The 16,281-nt window shown below is 64.1% G+C and carries 13 protein-coding genes; 5 read left to right on the forward strand and 8 right to left on the reverse strand.

All coding sequences use genetic code 11. From position 1 onward, the window contains the following. Positions 1-98: 98 nt before the first annotated feature. Entirely contained in the window at positions 99-1,853 is a 1,755-nt protein-coding gene (locus EHW12_RS09620) for a GMC family oxidoreductase (protein WP_003940689.1), read from the forward strand. 69 nt (positions 1,854-1,922) lie between these two features. On the opposite strand, the gene EHW12_RS35170 is transcribed toward EHW12_RS09620, so the two are convergent. The 3 genes from EHW12_RS35170 to EHW12_RS09630 are packed head-to-tail and all read right to left on the reverse strand — an operon-like array spanning position 1,923 to position 5,499. Further along, positions 1,923-2,594 carry an Ig-like domain-containing protein gene (locus tag EHW12_RS35170; protein ID WP_241199133.1) on the reverse strand — a complete coding sequence of 224 codons (672 nt, stop codon included), beginning with the start codon at positions 2,592-2,594 and terminating at the stop codon, positions 1,923-1,925. Next, positions 2,591-3,679: an Ig-like domain-containing protein gene (locus tag EHW12_RS35175; protein ID WP_241199134.1), complete on the reverse strand. Its 1,089-nt coding sequence runs from the start codon at positions 3,677-3,679 to the stop codon at positions 2,591-2,593. The genes EHW12_RS35170 and EHW12_RS35175 overlap by 4 nt, the downstream gene beginning before the upstream one ends. 50 nt (positions 3,680-3,729) lie before the next feature. Next, the gene (locus EHW12_RS09630; RefSeq protein WP_125050547.1) at positions 3,730-5,499 is read right to left on the reverse strand and encodes an Ig-like domain-containing protein; all 1,770 of its coding nucleotides are present in this window, start codon (positions 5,497-5,499) and stop codon (positions 3,730-3,732) included. Positions 5,500-5,866: 367 nt separating this feature from the next. Here EHW12_RS09630 and guaA point away from each other — a divergent pair, with 367 nt between their 5' ends. After that, complete coding sequence (gene guaA / locus EHW12_RS09635; RefSeq protein ID WP_007727510.1) at positions 5,867-7,438, forward strand: glutamine-hydrolyzing GMP synthase; 1,572 nt, start codon at positions 5,867-5,869, stop codon at positions 7,436-7,438. Between the two features lie 54 nt (positions 7,439-7,492). On the opposite strand, the gene EHW12_RS09640 is transcribed toward guaA, so the two are convergent. Next, positions 7,493-7,726: a hypothetical protein gene (locus EHW12_RS09640; protein ID WP_042926362.1), complete on the reverse strand. Its 234-nt coding sequence runs from the start codon at positions 7,724-7,726 to the stop codon at positions 7,493-7,495. Further along, positions 7,723-9,108, reverse strand: a complete 1,386-nt coding sequence (locus tag EHW12_RS09645) for a PspC domain-containing protein (RefSeq protein ID WP_007727507.1) — start codon at positions 9,106-9,108, stop codon at positions 7,723-7,725. The genes EHW12_RS09640 and EHW12_RS09645 overlap by 4 nt, the downstream gene beginning before the upstream one ends. Positions 9,109-9,344: 236 nt before the next feature. Between EHW12_RS09645 and EHW12_RS09650 the strand changes: the two genes are divergently transcribed. Genes EHW12_RS09650 through EHW12_RS09660 form a run of 3 tightly spaced genes read left to right on the forward strand, consistent with a single transcriptional unit; the run spans position 9,345 to position 12,785 of the window. Next, positions 9,345-10,625 (forward strand): ATP-binding protein, encoded by a 1,281-nt coding sequence (locus EHW12_RS09650; protein WP_037125680.1) that lies wholly within the window; start codon positions 9,345-9,347, stop codon positions 10,623-10,625. Beyond that, positions 10,622-11,281 carry a response regulator transcription factor gene (locus EHW12_RS09655; RefSeq protein WP_003940972.1) on the forward strand — a complete coding sequence of 220 codons (660 nt, stop codon included), beginning with the start codon at positions 10,622-10,624 and terminating at the stop codon, positions 11,279-11,281. Before EHW12_RS09650 ends, EHW12_RS09655 begins: the two co-directional genes overlap by 4 nt. Positions 11,282-11,330: 49 nt before the next feature. After that, the gene (locus tag EHW12_RS09660; RefSeq protein ID WP_042449833.1) at positions 11,331-12,785 is read left to right on the forward strand and encodes an MFS transporter; all 1,455 of its coding nucleotides are present in this window, start codon (positions 11,331-11,333) and stop codon (positions 12,783-12,785) included. Here EHW12_RS09660 and EHW12_RS09665 read toward each other — a convergent pair. From EHW12_RS09665 to EHW12_RS09675, 3 genes are all read right to left on the reverse strand, one after another. Then, the gene (locus EHW12_RS09665; RefSeq protein WP_081557617.1) at positions 12,782-13,990 is read right to left on the reverse strand and encodes an MFS transporter; all 1,209 of its coding nucleotides are present in this window, start codon (positions 13,988-13,990) and stop codon (positions 12,782-12,784) included. The genes EHW12_RS09660 and EHW12_RS09665 overlap by 4 nt on opposite strands. Positions 13,991-14,178: 188 nt before the next feature. Next, on the reverse strand, positions 14,179-15,573 hold the full coding sequence (locus EHW12_RS09670) for an ATP-binding protein (protein WP_083057659.1): 1,395 nt from the start codon (positions 15,571-15,573) through the stop codon (positions 14,179-14,181). Beyond that, the gene (locus tag EHW12_RS09675) at positions 15,570-16,268 is read right to left on the reverse strand and encodes a response regulator transcription factor (RefSeq protein WP_058039028.1); all 699 of its coding nucleotides are present in this window, start codon (positions 16,266-16,268) and stop codon (positions 15,570-15,572) included. Before EHW12_RS09675 ends, EHW12_RS09670 begins: the two co-directional genes overlap by 4 nt. Between the last annotated feature and the right edge of the window lie 13 nt (positions 16,269-16,281).

The raw sequence follows: 16,281 nt of genomic DNA on the forward strand, positions 1-16,281 counted from the left end.
GATACTTGCGGTTACGCTTATGGGGCCCCTTGTGGTGGTAGTCACAAGGGATAGGTGCATACTGGCGGGTAACTACGGTTCACGGTGGAGGTGTCCTGATGGGCAAGCAACGGGCAACGGACTACGACGTACTGATCGTCGGATCCGGGTTCGGCGGAAGCGTGAGCGCGCTTCGTCTCGTGGAGAAGGGCTACAAGGTCGGCGTCATCGAAGCCGGCCGACGGTATGCCGACGAAGATTTCGCGAAGACCAGTTGGGATCTCAAGAAGTTCCTCTGGGCTCCGAAGCTGGGGTGCTTCGGCATTCAGCGCGTGCACCTGTTGCGCGACTGCCTCATTCTCGCGGGCGCAGGCGTCGGCGGCGGGTCGTTGAACTACGCCAACACGCTGTACCAGCCGCCGGAGCCGTTCTTCCAGGACAAGCAGTGGGCGCACATCACCGACTGGCGCAGCGAGCTCACGCCGTACTACGAGCAGGCTCAGAAGATGCTCGGCGTCGTCCAGAATCCGCACATGACGCCCGCCGACGAGATCATGAAGTCCGTCGCAGATGACATGGGTGTCGGCGACACGTTCATCCAGACGCCCGTCGGCGTCTACTTCGGTGAACCTGGCAAGAAGGCGAAGGACCCGTACTTCGGCGGCGTCGGACCCGAGCGCACCGGTTGCATCGAGTGTGGCGAGTGCATGACGGGCTGCCGTCACGGAGCGAAGAACACGCTCCTCAAGAACTATCTGGGCCTTGCCGAGACAGCCGGCGCCGAGATCATTCCGATGACCACCGTGTCCGGGCTTCGTGAGGCTCGCGACGGTTCGTGGGACGTGTTCACCGAGCGAACCGGTGCATTCGGACGAAAGAACCGCCGCACCTACACGGCTGCGAACGTCATTCTCGCGGCCGGAACGTGGGGCACTCAGCATCTGCTCTTCGACATGAAGGACACCGGAGCGCTGCCCAAGCTCTCCGACAAGCTCGGCGAGCTGACTCGAACGAACTCCGAATCCATTGTCGGCGCAGGCAAGTACAAGGTCGATCCCGCACTCGACCTGACCCGCGGAGTGGCGATCACCTCGTCGTTCCACCCGAGCAGCGACACCCACATCGAGCCGGTCCGCTACGGCAAGGGATCGAACGCGATGGGCCTGTTGCAGACCTTGATGACGGACGGCGGCGGCAAGACGCCCCGATGGATCAAGTTCCTCGGTGTGGTTGCGAAGAATCCGTACCAGATGTTGCGCATGTTGACGGTCAAGGACTGGAGTGAGCGCACGATCATCGCGTTGGTCATGCAGAACCTCGACAACTCCATCACCACGTACACGAAGAAGGGCCTGTTCGGTCGACGCAAGGTCACCAGCAAGCAGGGCCACGGTCAGCCGAACCCGACGTGGATCCCGGAGGGCAACGAGGCGACGCGTCGAGTTGCCGAGAAGATCGACGGCGTCGCGGGCGGCACGTGGGGCGAGATCTTCAACGTTCCACTGACGGCGCACTTCCTCGGCGGTTGCGCTATCGCGTCGGATTCCGATCACGGCGTCATCGATCCGTACCACCGCGTGTACGGCTACCCGACGCTCAGCGTCGTCGACGGCGCAGCGGTCTCGGCCAACCTCGGTGTGAATCCGTCGCTGACCATTGCCGCTCAGGCCGAGCGCTCGGCCTCGCTGTGGCCGAACAAGGGGGAGACCGATCTGCGTCCCGCCCAGGGCAGCGGCTACGAGCGTTTGGCTCCGATTGCACCCAAGTCGCCTGTGGTGCCGGCGTCGGCCCCGGCCGCGCTGGTCCTGCCGATCGTGAAGATCACCGGCGGCAAGACAGCTACCGCTGTTCCGGCGGAGCCGGCAGCCGGATAGTTCGCCGCGAACGAAGATGGGGCGTGTCGTCGAGGATTCGACGACACGCCCCATCTCTGTTTCAGATTGTCAGCCTCCTAGCGACCCGAACAGAGTGCCGAGGTCGAGGCTGCCGGTCCCGCCTCCGGGCCCGCCGTCCGTATCGCCGGGGACGGTCAGGGTCTGCGGCGCGGATGCGGAGGCCGTGTAGCCCGAAGCGCCCACGAATTCGGCGGTGACACTGTAGGTCCCGGAGTTGTAGAACGTCGCCGGTACCGTTGCGACACCGTTGACCACGTCGACCGGTCCACCGATGAGGGTGTCACCGACCTTGAACTGGACCTTGCCCGTGGCGCCGGACGGATCGACCGTTGCCTTGAGCGTCACCGGGGTGTTCTTCTGAACAGTTCCGACAGCGTCGAGAACCGTGGTCGTCTCGACGTCAGCCGGAGCCGGCGTCGTCACACTGACCGGGAATGCCGGGGCAGCGGACGGGGCGAATCCTGGTGAGCCCGTGAACTTCGCGACAACCTTGTGCGTTCCGGTCGAGGTGAAGGTGTACGGAGCGACGGCAACTCCGTCGGTTCCGACCGGAGCACTGACCGTTTCGGCGCCGTCGACGATGAAATCGACGGTGCCGCCGGTACCCTGCGGATCGACCTTGGCAGTCAGGTTGACGTCCTGTCCGACCTTCGCGGTCGACGGCGACACCGTGGCGGTAGTGGTCACGGCGTCCGGCGGTGCATCGGTCGTGACGGTCACGATCTTGGCCGACGCCGACGTCGACGCCAGGAACCCGGGGCTCCGCTGTAGCTCGCGGTGATGGAGTGCGGTCCGTCCTCGGTGAAGGTCGGGGAGATGCTGGCCGACCCTCCGGTTACCGGCACGGCGTCCTCGAGTGGGTTGTCGCCGTCGAAGAACTGGACGGTTCCACCGTTTGCGCCGCCGCTCACGTTGGCTGACAGGGTGACGGGAGTTCCGTTCTTGGCGTTGGCCGGTCCGACGACTGTGGTGGTGGTTGCCTTGTCCGCCTCGATGATCCGCGTCGTGGCGAGGGGGCCTGCGCCGCTGTTGAGCGGACCGTTCTCGGCGTCACGCGGGGTGCATCGCGTGGGTGCCCAGGCGGTGATGACCAGGGTGGCCTTGGGGAGGAACGTGAGGAAGTTGCGATCGTTGTTCCACGCTCCCGCGCTGCCGCCGGTGCGTACCTTCATCGCGACGTCCCCTGAATCGCCGGCCTTGAGAACTGCCTTGACCTGGGGGAGCTGGAACTGCGTGTAGCCGTCGGCATTGTTGGAACCGTCGACGTTCTTGCCGGTCGCCTTGACGACGATGCCGCCCTCGGAGTTGATGCTCGAGCTGGGGCTGTTTCCGATGACCTGGTTGTTTCCGGAGAGGCGCAGAATCGTTCCGTTGGGATCGACGTTGCCGTTCTCGTTGACGCGCAGGATGTTCGGCGCGACACCGCTGAGCCCCGCCGAAGTGCCGGGGACGATGGTGGCTTCCACCAGGGTGGCGTTCGCAGGAACGTCGACGTCGACCTTGATGCGGGAGACGTTCTGGACGGTCGCCCCCGAAGCGGAGCCGGGAAAGGCGATGGGGCCGGGTTGGATGGTGACCTCGAAGGTTTCACCGGCGCCGATGGATTCCGGTGCGTCGACGATGACCGAGCCGGACTGTGACTGCGTGGTCGGACCGGCGACAGCGGACGGGGTTGCCAGGCAACTCGTGCCGAAGGTTGTTGTCACGGGGGCCGCTGATGCGGGGATTCCCGCGAGGATGACGCCACTGGCGAGTGCCGTGGCGGCGATCGGCGCCGCGATGCGACGTCTGGAGTACACGAACATGGATTCTCCTGAGCTGGGTACGGGAGTGGTGTCCAAAGCTGATGTGGGGACTAGCTTCCGAAGAGCGGGATGAGGCCGCTGAGCGAACCGGTGTCCACGCTTCCGGTGCCGCCGCCGTCGGTCGGTGCGGTGCCGACCTGCACGACGGTCGGGCCGGAGACGGAGTTCTTCCAACCGGCGTCGCCGACGAAGTTGGCAGTGAGGCCGAACGTTCCCTCGTCGTCGAAGGTGTGCGTGAGTGTCGCGACGCCGTTGACGACGGCAACGGGTGCGCCGATGGGCGTCGTGCCGGACTTGAACTGGATCATTCCGTTTGCTGTTCCGGGTGCGACGGTGGCCTTGAGCTGCAATGCCTTTCCGACCTGAGCCGAGCCGCTGACGGTCAGAGACGTCGTGGTGTCGGCGCGCGCGGGTTCGGGATCGGTCACGTTCACCGTGAACGACGTGGACGTGGAGCCGATGAATCCGGTTCCGCCGGAGAACTCTGCCGTCACGGCTGCAGCGCCCGCTGATGCGAAGGTGTGCGGGAGGATCGCGACGCCGTCACCCGTGCCGACCGGTGCGGTACCGACCTCGGCGCCGTCGACCTTGAACGTCACGGTTCCGCTGCTCGGGATGGGGGAGACGGTGGCCGAGAGGTTGGTCGGTTCACCGACAACAGCGGTGAGTGGTTCGACAACTGTGGTCGTGGTTCCCCAGTCGGGATCGCTGACGTCGAGTTGGGTTGCGGTGGAGACGGAATCGCCGTAACCGGCCTCGCCGGTGAACACTGCGGTGAAGCTGTGGGTGCCCGAAGCGTCGTAGCTGCGGGTCAGGGAAGCCGTCCCGTTGACTACAGCCACCGGTGCGCCGAGGTTGGTCTCGCCGTCTTTGAACTGCACCGTGCCCACGGCGTTTGCCGGTGTGACGACAGCGCTCACGGTGATGCTGTCACCTACCAGCGCGGCGTTCGGGGCCGAGATCGTGGTGGTGGTGTCCGCGGAGACGTCGACGGTCTGGACTCCGGAGGTCGAGCTGTGGAATCCCGGACCGGCGGTGTACGCGGCGGTGATGTCGTGGGCGCCGACGCTGTCGAAAGTGTGGGAGAGGGTGGCGCTACCGCCCGAAACCGGGACCGGTGAGCCGATGTCGTTGCCGCCGTCCTTGAACTGGACGGTGCCGCTCGCGTCGGACGGCGCAACTGTCGCGGTCAGGTCGACCGGCGTGCCGACCTTCGCCGTTGCCGGTGCAACCAGTGTGGTTCCGGTGGCGACAGACGGGTCGACTACCTGGACGTTGACGTTGATCGGGTTGAGACCCTGCTGTGTGCTGAAGGCGTTGACGTCGAAGAGCATGCCGCTGTCGTACGTCCCGAATGCTGTGCCGACGGGGGCCGTGTAGGTCGCTTCCAGCGTGACGGGTTGGTTCTTCTTGACGACGAATCCACCGACCAGGAAGGTGCAGCCGCTCGAGCACTTCGCGGAGACTCCGCCATCTGATTCGTTGCTGATCGTGGCCCGGTTGGTCACCCCCAGGTAGGTGGCCTTGGCGCTGCCCGGCACGAGGACGAATCCTGCGGGCGGGATGTCACGGATCTTTGCGATCGACCGTTCGATGCCGCTTTCGTTGTGCTTGATCTCGGTCTTGTACGTGACGGTGTCGCCTGGGTGAACTGCCGCGTTCCCGATGACACTCTTCGTGAAGATCAGGTTGTCGGTCGTGCCGGTGAAAGTGGTCGGCGGGGCTTCGTCAGCAGTGGCCGGCGTGCCGAGGACTAGAAGTCCGGCGGCAGCCGTCACAGCTGCGACAGGTATGGCGAGTCGTCGTATGAATCGACGCACAGGTCCTCCTCGAGGTGAGCGCCGTTCGGCGGCGCCGGCCGTTTGCGATCGTGATCCTGATCACTTGACGGGCGAGATTACCTTTACTGGACGTTTGGTTCAGGCGAATCGGTCAAACGTCCAGAAAATTCACCCTTCGTCCATTTCGGGCTCTGGCCTGCGATGATGCTGCTGAATTGATTGCCGAAGCTAAGGTGCGGGGGATTGGGGTGCCGTTGACCTGGACGGTGGTCTAGATCCGCGCGAGGTCGCCGCGCAGTTCTGAGGGGCGGCCTTTGTAGTGACGTACCTCGCGCTCGCTCGGTCGAGTAGCGGGCTGAGTCCATGCATGCGCAGAAGCGCTGGCTGCGGCGATTAGACTGCACCTGTGGCAGATATCGAGCAGCAGAGACCAGTTCTTGTCGTCGACTTCGGGGCGCAGTACGCGCAGTTGATCGCACGGCGAGTTCGCGAAGCCAAGGTCTACTCGGAGGTGATTCCGCACACCACGACCGTCGAGGAGATCGTGGCCAAGAACCCCTTGGCTGTTGTGCTCTCGGGTGGGCCCTCGAGTGTCTACGCAGACGGTGCTCCCAAGCTTGATCCCGCACTGTTCGATCACGACATTCCGGTCTTCGGAATCTGCTACGGATTCCAGGCGATGGCAGGCGCCCTGGGCGGCACCGTCGCCGAGACCGGTACCCGCGAATACGGCCGTACCGACATCGCGGTATCCGGCGGATTGCTCCACGACGGTCTTCCCTCGACGCAGCCGGTATGGATGAGCCACGGTGACGCCGTCACCGAAGCGCCTTCCGGCTTCGAGGTGACCGCGACCAGCGACGGTGCTCCCGTCGCGGCGTTCGAGGACCGCGCCCGCAAGCTCGCCGGTGTGCAGTACCACCCTGAGGTTCTGCATTCCCCGCACGGTCAGCAGGTCCTGAGCCGCTTCCTGCACGAGATTGCCGGTATTCCGGCAGCGTGGACGGCGTCGAACATCGCCGATGCGCTGATCGAGCAGGTTCGCGAGCAGGTCGGAGACGGACACGCCATCTGCGGTCTGTCCGGTGGCGTCGACTCCGCTGTCGCTGCGGCTTTGGTTCAGCGCGCAATCGGCGACCGGTTGACATGCGTCTTCGTCGATCACGGTTTGATGCGAGCCGGTGAGCGCACGCAGGTCGAGCAGGATTTTGTCGCGGCAACCGGCGCTCGTCTGATCACCGTGGATGCCGCGGACACCTTCATCGGTGAGTTGGCAGGCGTCACCGATCCCGAGACTAAGCGCAAGATCATCGGCCGCGAGTTCATCCGTAGCTTCGAAGGCGCAGTCAGTGATGTTCTGGGCGAGAACGCATCTCATGGTGCGACCGTCGACTTCCTCGTCCAGGGCACGCTCTACCCGGATGTCGTGGAGTCGGGCGGCGGCACGGGAACTGCAAACATCAAGAGCCACCACAATGTCGGCGGGCTGCCGGAAGACCTGCAGTTCAAGTTGGTCGAACCGTTGCGTCTGCTGTTCAAGGACGAGGTCCGTGCAGTGGGCCGCGAACTCGGCCTGCCGGAAGAGATCGTCGGACGCCAGCCGTTCCCCGGTCCCGGACTCGGTATCCGCATCATCGGTGAGGTCACCCGCGATCGCCTCGAGATCTTGCGTCAGGCAGATTCCATTGCGCGCGAAGAGCTTACGTCTGCAGGCTTGGACGGAACCATCTGGCAGTGCCCGGTCGTTCTCCTCGCCGACGTCCGAAGCGTGGGCGTGCAGGGTGACGGCCGGACGTACGGTCATCCGATTGTGCTGCGTCCGGTCTCGAGTGAAGACGCGATGACCGCGGACTGGACGCGTCTGCCGTACGAGACCCTCGAGCGCATCTCGACTCGAATCACCAACGAGGTTGCGGACGTGAACCGCGTAGTCCTCGACGTGACGAGCAAGCCGCCGGGAACTATCGAGTGGGAGTAAAAACAACTGTGCGCCTTTATTAACCCCCGCGGTTAATAAAGGCGCACAGCAGTTTTACTTCCGGTTGCGCCGATTCGGCAGAATCACCAGCAGTAGTCCTGCCACGACGGCGGCACCGACGAACAGCCAACGGAATTGAATGTTCGCTGCCGGCGCCAGAGAGAACGGCCCGACCAACGCCCACACGCTGACCAGTAGTGCGGCCAGTCCGGCGATCAGCAGAAGTGCCGAGGGGCGCTTGGATTCTCGGGTCTCGTCGTGCTCTGTGGTCTCGTCGTAGTCGCTCATGATTGCGTCACCTTCAGACTGCCGAACGTAGCTTTGGCGTTGATGGTCAGTGTGGGCGAATCCGGTGTCACATCACGGCCCGGGTGTATTCCGCCGTCGAGGCAACCGGATCCGTCCCCCATGACGACGGTGCAGCTGTTCTTGACGTTGACGGTTGGTGGCACCATGACGACGAACTCACCGAACGACGCCGCGACGTCGATGGTCTTGTCCTCGGTGAACTTGACCCCGTTGAGGTCGAGAGTGAAGCTTCCGAAGGCTCCCGAGTACGACGGCTCCAACTCGGAAGCGGTTGCCGGAGTCCATCTTTGCTCACCCGAGGCGTCGAAATCGATCGGGTAGACCAACGAGGCGAGAAGCACGAAACCCACGAGCGGTCCGGTGACGACCAGCAGGCCGTACCCCTTGCGGAAGAATGCCCCGAGGATCAGGCCGAGCGCGATGACGGCGAGTCCGACAGCACCGACTCGGCCGGGAGTGAACCACTCGTTGCCGGTTGCCGCGCCCGCTGCCCCGGTGACGGCGGCGACGATGATCGCGAGTCCGAGCACTGTCAGCGTCCATCGCGAGCGACGCTTACGTGGTGGCAAAGGCAGCAGCGGCGTGGCTTTGACTGCCGGGTCCGGGAGATCCCAGGCGAACGGAGCGACGCCGAGCGGATCCCAGGAGGGCGGTGTGATGGCGGCCTCGCCGATCACCTCGGTCGGATTGGCGGCGGCTGAAGCGCTCGGGTCCTTCGACAGGTTGATCGTCGGATGATCGGCCTGAGATTGCGGTGACTGTTCGGCCGGCCGTTCCTCGGGCACGTAGCTGTCGGGGAGTTTTGTGTACGGCGTGTACACGGGCGGCTGATTGGGTGCGAAGTATCCGGGAGTGAACGGCCCGGGCGTGAATCCCGTGCCTGGATACGCGGTACCCGCGCCGACGTACGGTGACGTGCTCTGTGGCAGTGCAGGCGGGACCGGCGCTCGTTGGTAGAGCAGCCACAGGCCTCCGACCATCAGAATCAGCCCGATCAGACCGGAACCACCCAGGCCGACGCCGACAGGCCCGACGGTCGTAGCCGCGATGGCGAGAGCCACCAACAAGACGATGGTCTTGGTACTGGAATCGGAGCTGTGTCCGCGGCCCATCAACGACTGTGCGGGGGACGATCCGTCACCGGCGCGGGCGAGCACCAACCACCCGGCGAGGTAGAGAAGGATGCCTGAGCCGCCGAAAATAGTGGAGGCCACAAACGCGACACGTACCAGAATGGGGTCGATGCCGTACCGGTATCCGATTCCGGCGCATACCCCGGCCACGTGACCTTGTGCCGGCAGACGCACGGGGCGGGTCCGCCACAGATCCTGGATCTGTTCTTGGAAAGTCGGATTGTTCATGAATCAATCCTGGCTTCCGGGGCGGCCTCCGCGCATCAGGGCCAACCCTGATCTTTGTGACGATCGGGGCCAGGGGCGCCGCCCTGATTCAGGGTTGGACCCTGATGTGACTGCGAGTGGTTCGTGCCAGTATCGACTATGTGCAATATCTGTCAGATCCGCCGTTCGTGAGCGGTCCCGCTCCCGGGTTCACGGGAGGCCCGCCCGTCAACGGGGTACCGGTGCATGCCGTACCCATGAAGAAGGGTGTGCCCATTCCGGGCGGTGTTCCATTGCGAAAGCTGGAGCGGCGCTCCGGCGGTCGCATCGTCGCCGGTGTTGCAGGCGGTATCGCCGATCATCTCGGGATCGACGTCCTGAAGGTTCGAGTCGCCTTCGCGATTCTGGCGGCGATGGCCGGATCCGGCATCGTGATTTACGGCGCCCTCTGGATCTTCACCTCAGCCGGCACGGACACCCAGAAGCCGTCCGCGGCCGAGCGGCAGCGGGCGTACGGATTGATCGCACTCGGATTGGGCGGCGCAGCCGCGTTGTCCTGGCTGTTCAGCGGCACGGCGGGTTCGGTGCTCGCACCGTTCTTCGTCGTCGCGATCGGTGCAGCTTTGGTGTGGCGCGAGTTCGACTCCGACGGTCCCCGGACCGTCATCGGCTTGCCGCAGCGGCCTACCGTTCTCACGTGGGCGCGGGTGGTCGGGGGAGCGACCTTGATCATCTTGGGTCTCGGCGTCGTCGTCCTCGCTCAGGTCGACCTCGAAGCACTGCGCTCGTCCCTGCTGGCCGTGGTGGTGACGCTGATCGGTGTCGGTTTGTTGACGGTGCCGCTGTGGCTGCGGATGTGGCGGGCTCTCGGCGCCGAGCGTGCGGCCCGAATTCGCAACGACGAACGTGAAGAGATCGCCTCGCATCTGCACGACTCCGTACTTCAGACGTTGGCGCTGATTCAGAAGCAGTCCGACAATCCGCAAGAGGTGGCGCGCCTGGCCCGTGGTCAGGAACGCGAGCTGCGCAAGTGGTTGTTCAGCGGCGGGGATATCGACCACACGAGCCTGACCGAAGGTCTGAAGATCATCGCCGGTGAAGTGGAGGACCAGCATGGCGTCACGGTCCGCCCCGTCACGGTCGGCGACGTACAACTCGAAGGCGAAGGCGTCGAGAACGGTCTGCCCAAGGAAGCGTTCACCGCGCTCCTCGGTGCGACGCGTGAAGCTCTGGTCAACTCGGCAAAGCACTCGGGGGAGAAGGAAATCAATCTTTTCGCCGAGGTCGAGGGCGACCAGGTCAGTGTGTTCGTTCGTGATCGCGGAGTCGGATTCGACGTCAATGCGGTGCCGGAGGACCGTCAGGGTTTGGCCAAGTCGATTCGTGGTCGCATCGAGCGACGGGGTGGCCGCGTCGTGGTTCGATCCGACATCGGAAAGGGCACCGAGATCCGCGTGCACATGCCGCTCGGTGACTCTGCTCTAAAGTGGGACCAGACTGCTGACCGTGTCGACAACCCCGAGGAACAGCCCCAGTGACTTCGCTTGCGCCGCCCCCGTACCGCGTATTTCTTGTCGACGATCATGCAGTGTTCCGCTCCGGGGTGAGGGCGGAACTCTCGCGCGAGGCAGACATGGACGTAGTCGGTGAAGCCGGTGGCGTCGCTGAGGCGATCGCGGGTATCAACTCGACGAAACCGCATGTCGTTCTGCTCGATGTCCACATGCCTGACGGTGGTGGAGTGGCAGTTCTGCGCGGAATCGATTCCGGCCCGGTGTGCTTGGCGCTCAGCGTTTCCGATGCGGCCGAGGATGTGATCGCGGTGATCCGCGGCGGCGCGCGCGGGTACGTGACCAAGACGATCTCGGGATCCGAACTGGCCGAGGGTGTACGACGCGTTGCCGGTGGTGACGCAGTGTTCGGGCCTCGCCTGGCAGGCTTCGTACTGGACTCCTTCACCGGGCGTTCCAATGCACCCGAACCGCAACTCGATCCGGAACTCGACTCGCTGACTCCGCGAGAACTCGAAGTGCTCAGATTGCTGGCACGTGGGTACACCTACCGTGAAATCGCCGAGGACCTGGTGATTTCCGTGAAGACGGTCGAGACTCACGCATCGAACGTCCTGCGAAAGACTCAGCAGTCCAATCGCAATGCGTTGACGCGTTGGGCACATCGCCGCCAGATCGACTGAATTCCCGCGCGCTCTTTCGCGATTGCGTGTGAAGGCGCACCATGGACCGATGACGGAACCACTGGCGCTCGCGTCGAAGCGTGGGCGTTGGGTTGTCGCCGCCACCGTTCTCGGCTCGAGCATGGCTCTCCTCGACGGCACCGTCGTCAACATTGCTCTTCCTCACATCGGTGAAGAACTGGGTTCCGGTGTCGCCGGACTGCAGTGGACGCTCAGCGGTTACACCTTGGCCTTGGCGTCGCTGATTCTGCTCGGGGGAGCCCTCGGTGATCGTTGGGGTCGGCGACGGGTATTCGTGTGGGGGACGGTCTGGTTCGCGGTCGCGTCGTTGCTGTGCGGAATTGCACCGGACATCACGTTTCTGGTGATTGCACGAATCCTGCAGGGAGTGGGAGCTGCGCTCTTGACACCTGGCAGCCTTGCCATCATCTCCGCGTCACTTCGTGAGGAGGACCGCGGCGCGGCAATCGGATTGTGGTCGGGTTTAGGTGGTGTTGCCGGCGCCATCGGACCGCTTTTCGGTGGTTGGCTGGTGGAAGTGGCGGGATGGCGATCGGTATTCCTGCTCAATATCCCGCTGGCGATCGTCGTGGTGTGGGCAGCGGTGCGCCATGTACCGGAGAGCCGCGACCCGCATCCGCCCGAGCACCTGGACGTGGTCGGATCTGCCTGCGCAGTAGTCGGTCTCGGCGCACTGACGTACGGGCTGATCGAGGTCAACCCGATAGTCGGGCTGATCGGAGTGATCGCGCTCTGCCTGTTCGTCGTGGTGGAACGACGCTCACCGAGTGCCCTTGTGCCGCCGTCCCTGTTCCGTTCGCGGATGTTCGTCGCGGCCAATCTGGTGACCCTTGCGGTCTATGCGGCGCTGGGCGGTGTGTTCTTCCTGCTCGTGCTGCAACTGCAATTGGTTGCCGGGTACTCGCCGGTGGCTGCCGGCGTCGCAACGGTACCGATCACCTTGGCATTGCTGCTGTTGTCTTCGCGCGCGGGCAGTTACGCGCAGACGCATGGACCGCGATTGCCGATGACGGTCGGGCCCGCCGTTGCCGCGGTGGGGTTGGTGTTGATGACGCGGATCGGCCCGGATGCGTCGTACCTGACCGTCGTGCTGCCGGGAGTTCTGGTGTTCGGGCTCGGCCTGGCGGTGATGGTCGCGCCGTTGACCGCCGCGGTGCTTGGTTCGGTACCGGTGGAGCAGTCCGGAATCGCATCCGGTGTGAACAATGCCGTTGCTCGCACGAGCCAACTTCTTGCCGTCGCGGCCTTGCCTGCCCTCGTGGGTATCGACGCCGAAAGTCTGGTCGATCCGACGAGTTTCTCCGACGGGTTCCGGTACGCGATGTACATCTGTGTGGCACTGCTGTTGGTCGGTGCAGCGATCGCCGCGACGCTGATCCGAACTCCGACAGTAGAGCCTGTTCAGGAAGCGGATTCGGTTGCCTGCAAGCCGCATTGTGATCTGACGGGACCTGCAGTGCAACCGAATCCGATGAGGGACTAGACGCTGATGTCGCGATCGCGGCTGGGCACCAAGGGAATTGCTGCGGCGGGAAATGCCGCGACTATCGCGAAGGCGAGCGGGTAGCCGACCGCGCCGATCAGCGCACCGACCACCGGGCCCACTGCTGACGCGGCAATGAACTGGCCGGTGTTCTGTGCGCCCAATGCTTTTCCTTGCCATTTCGGCCCGGCAGCTTCGGCGACGGAAGTGAATGCCAAACCGTTGTCGGCGACGCTGATAGTGGTTGCCAGCAGCAGGATCAAGGCGGGAACGCCCCAAGGCGCTGCGCCGGCTGCCGCCATTGCCAACATGACCGCAGACGCGGAGACGGCAACCAACCGCAGCGGGCCTACTCTGCTTCCGGCGCGATCACTCCAGATGCCGACAACGATGCGTCCGAGTGCACCCACGAACTGGGAGATCCCGATCAGGAGCCCAGCGGGCGCAGCGTCCCATCCTTGCTCGCTGATCAGCCAGACCATACCGAATGTCGAAAGGGTGAACTGCGGAAACACCAGCAGTGCCGAGACGACGTGAATGCGCCACAGGAACCAGTTCGAACGATAAGGGTTGATCGTCTCGACCGGGCTATCTGTGGGCCGCGCCGCCGGCCGCGGGGGATTGATCAATGCGACGGCGCAGATCAGGGCGAGAACGCCGTTGAGAGCTACCGACAGTCCGACGGCCGAACCGATTCCTACGTTCGCAGCGAGAGTCGGGATGGTCAGCGACGCAATGGTCACGCCCAGGGGCTGTGACATCTGCCGGATTCCCATCGCGAGGCCGCGCCGATCCTTGGGAAACCAGCCGACCACAACACGTCCACTGGCAGCGTTGGTGCTCGCCGCAGCCATTCCGCCCAGCAGAAATGCGATCCCGAGGAGGGTGTAGTTGTCGGTGGTGGTCGCGGCCAGCGCGGCGATCGCCGTCAGGCCGAGCCCGATTGAGATGACCCATTTCTCGCCGAATCTGTCGGCCATCGCTCCCCACGCCACCAGCGTGAGAACCATGCCGAAAGTGGGTGCAGCGGCCAGAGTTCCGGCCTGCGTCAACGAGAGGCCGTGTTCGGAATGCAGTAGCGGGATCAAAAAGGCGGGGGTGCTGACGAAGACGGTGCCTGCGGCCTGGGCTGCGACGCCGATTCCGAGCATCGTCCACGCCTTCGGGGAGACGGCCGTCTTTTCCAGCCGCGGCGCCTGCGTCATGGTGCCCTCCGATCTCTACGCTGTTCGACGATGCCGACGCTACTCGCGTGGTTTCACATGCTGAAACCAGAATCCCACTATTTGGTCAAACGCGGACGGTTCAGGGTGCGAAGTGCCCACCCCTTTTCGAGCGAACGGTACGACGATCGCCTTGGGTGCGCCGAAAGGTACGTTCGCTCGGGAAGGGGTCAGCGACGGGGCAGGCGAACCGTGAAGACCGTGCGACCATCCACCTGGTCCACGCCGATGGTGCCGCCGTGCAAGTGCACGTTCTCGACGGCGAGCGAGAGTCCGAGTCCGCTGCCCTCGCTGCGTCCGCGCGCGGTGTCGACCTTGTAGAACCGCCGAAAGATCGCCTGCCGGTCTTCGGGTGAGATGCCGGGGCCGTGGTCGACGACGGTGATGACGGAGAAACCGGATTCGACGCTCAACTCGACGCGAACCGGGGGCGCTCCGTGGCGCAGTGCATTGCCGACGAGGTTGGCGACGACAATGTCGATCCGACGCGAATCGACTCTGGCGCTGACACTTTCGGGTGCGCGCAGTTCGACGGTGTCTGTCCATCCGCGGCTCTCGAGTGTGCGCTCGGTCAATTCGACGAGGTCGACGTCGTCGAGGACGAGGTGCGCTTGCTGAGAGTCGTGGCGAGACATTTCGATGAGGTCTTCGACAAGTCGAGTGAGCTTGCCGATCTCACTGCTCACGATGCGCGCGGCAGCGGCGGCGTCGGGCGGAAGATTGGGGATCTCTTCACGGAGGATCTCACTGACCGGCACCAGTGCTGCGAGCGGCGTCCGGAGCTCGTGGGAGACGTCTGCGACAAACCTTCTCGACTGCTCTTCCGATTCTTCCAGACCTCGGATGACCGCTTCGTTGCGAGCGACCATGTTGTTGAACGTTGTTGTGACCTGGGCGAGTTCGGCTACTCCGTCTTCGGGGAGTCGGACGCTGAGGTCGCCGTCGGCAGCGCGGGCGGCCGCCTTGTCCAGGCGTTTGAGCGGACGGACAAGCGTCGACGCGATCCACAGCCCGAGTAGTCCGCTCACCAACACACCGGCGGCGAGGGTGAGGCCGACAGCTCGAAGCAGGTCGTCGAACTTGTCCTGCACTCCTACCAGCGGCCGGATGGTGACGGCTTTGACCAATGTCTCGTTGTCGTAGCTGTCGTCCGTGCTCATGTCCACGACATTGACGGACATTCCCAACATGATGCGCTGGGAGTCGAGCCTCTCGAAACGGATCAGCTTCGGACTGTCCAAACCTTCGTCGAAGCTGGGCGGAATGGTCGCCGCATCCACGGATCCTTGACGGATGACTTCGCCGTCGACGATCAGCGTCATGTCGGACTGGAAGATCTGTTGGAGGTTGGCAGGCGTCAACTCGTCTACCGGTGTTCCGTTGACGTATTGCAGTTCGTCGCGAAATTGTGCGGTCGCGACATCCTGAGCGTTGGAATAGATCCACGACCGTGCCATGAACGAGACGACACCCGCGGTTGCCCCGGCGATGATCACGACGATTGCGATGAACACGAGCACGAGCCTGGTTCGCAGACCGTCGACCTGAAGCCAGGTCGGTTTCATCGGGCTGGGCTGGTGTTGAAGCGATACCCGAACCCGCGCACCGTTTCGATGACGGTCGGTGCGGCCGGGTCGTCCTCGATCTTTCCGCGCAGCCGCTGCACTGCTGCATCGACGATTCTGGAATCACCCAGATACTCCTGGTCCCAGGCTGCGGACAACAACTGTCGGCGGCTCAGGACCTGTCCGGGGTTCTCGGTCAGCGCCAGGATCAGTCGGAGTTCGGTCGGGGTGAGGGTCAGCAGCATCCCGGCCTTGCGGACCTGCAGCGACGACCGATCCAATTCCAGGTCGCCGAACGTCTCTGCACCCGGCGTCGCATCCGGGCGCGTCGTTGCGGGTGCCGAGCGCCGCACGACGGCTTTGATACGAGCGTCGAGGACGCGCGGACTGGCCGGTTTGACGACGTAGTCGTCGGCACCGGCTTCCAGGCCGGCGACGGTGTCGATGTCGTCGGATCGAGCGGTCAGAATGATGATCGGGATCGAACTTCGGGTGCGGATACGTCGGCAGATCTCGTAACCGTCGGCACCCGGCAGCCCGAGGTCGAGTAGGACGAGGTCCGTGGCACCCAGGGCGTCGTCGAAATCACCGTTACCGTCGGGGCGATGGCTGACGTCGTGCCCGAGTCGGTTCAGTCCCAACGTGATTGCCTCGGCCACTGCTGGATCGTCTTCTATGAAAAGAATGCTCACCATGAGCTCACCTTGG

Origin of the sequence: Rhodococcus sp. NJ-530 (genome assembly GCF_003860625.1) — a bacterium.
Taxonomy (GTDB): domain Bacteria; phylum Actinomycetota; class Actinomycetes; order Mycobacteriales; family Mycobacteriaceae; genus Rhodococcus_F; species Rhodococcus_F qingshengii.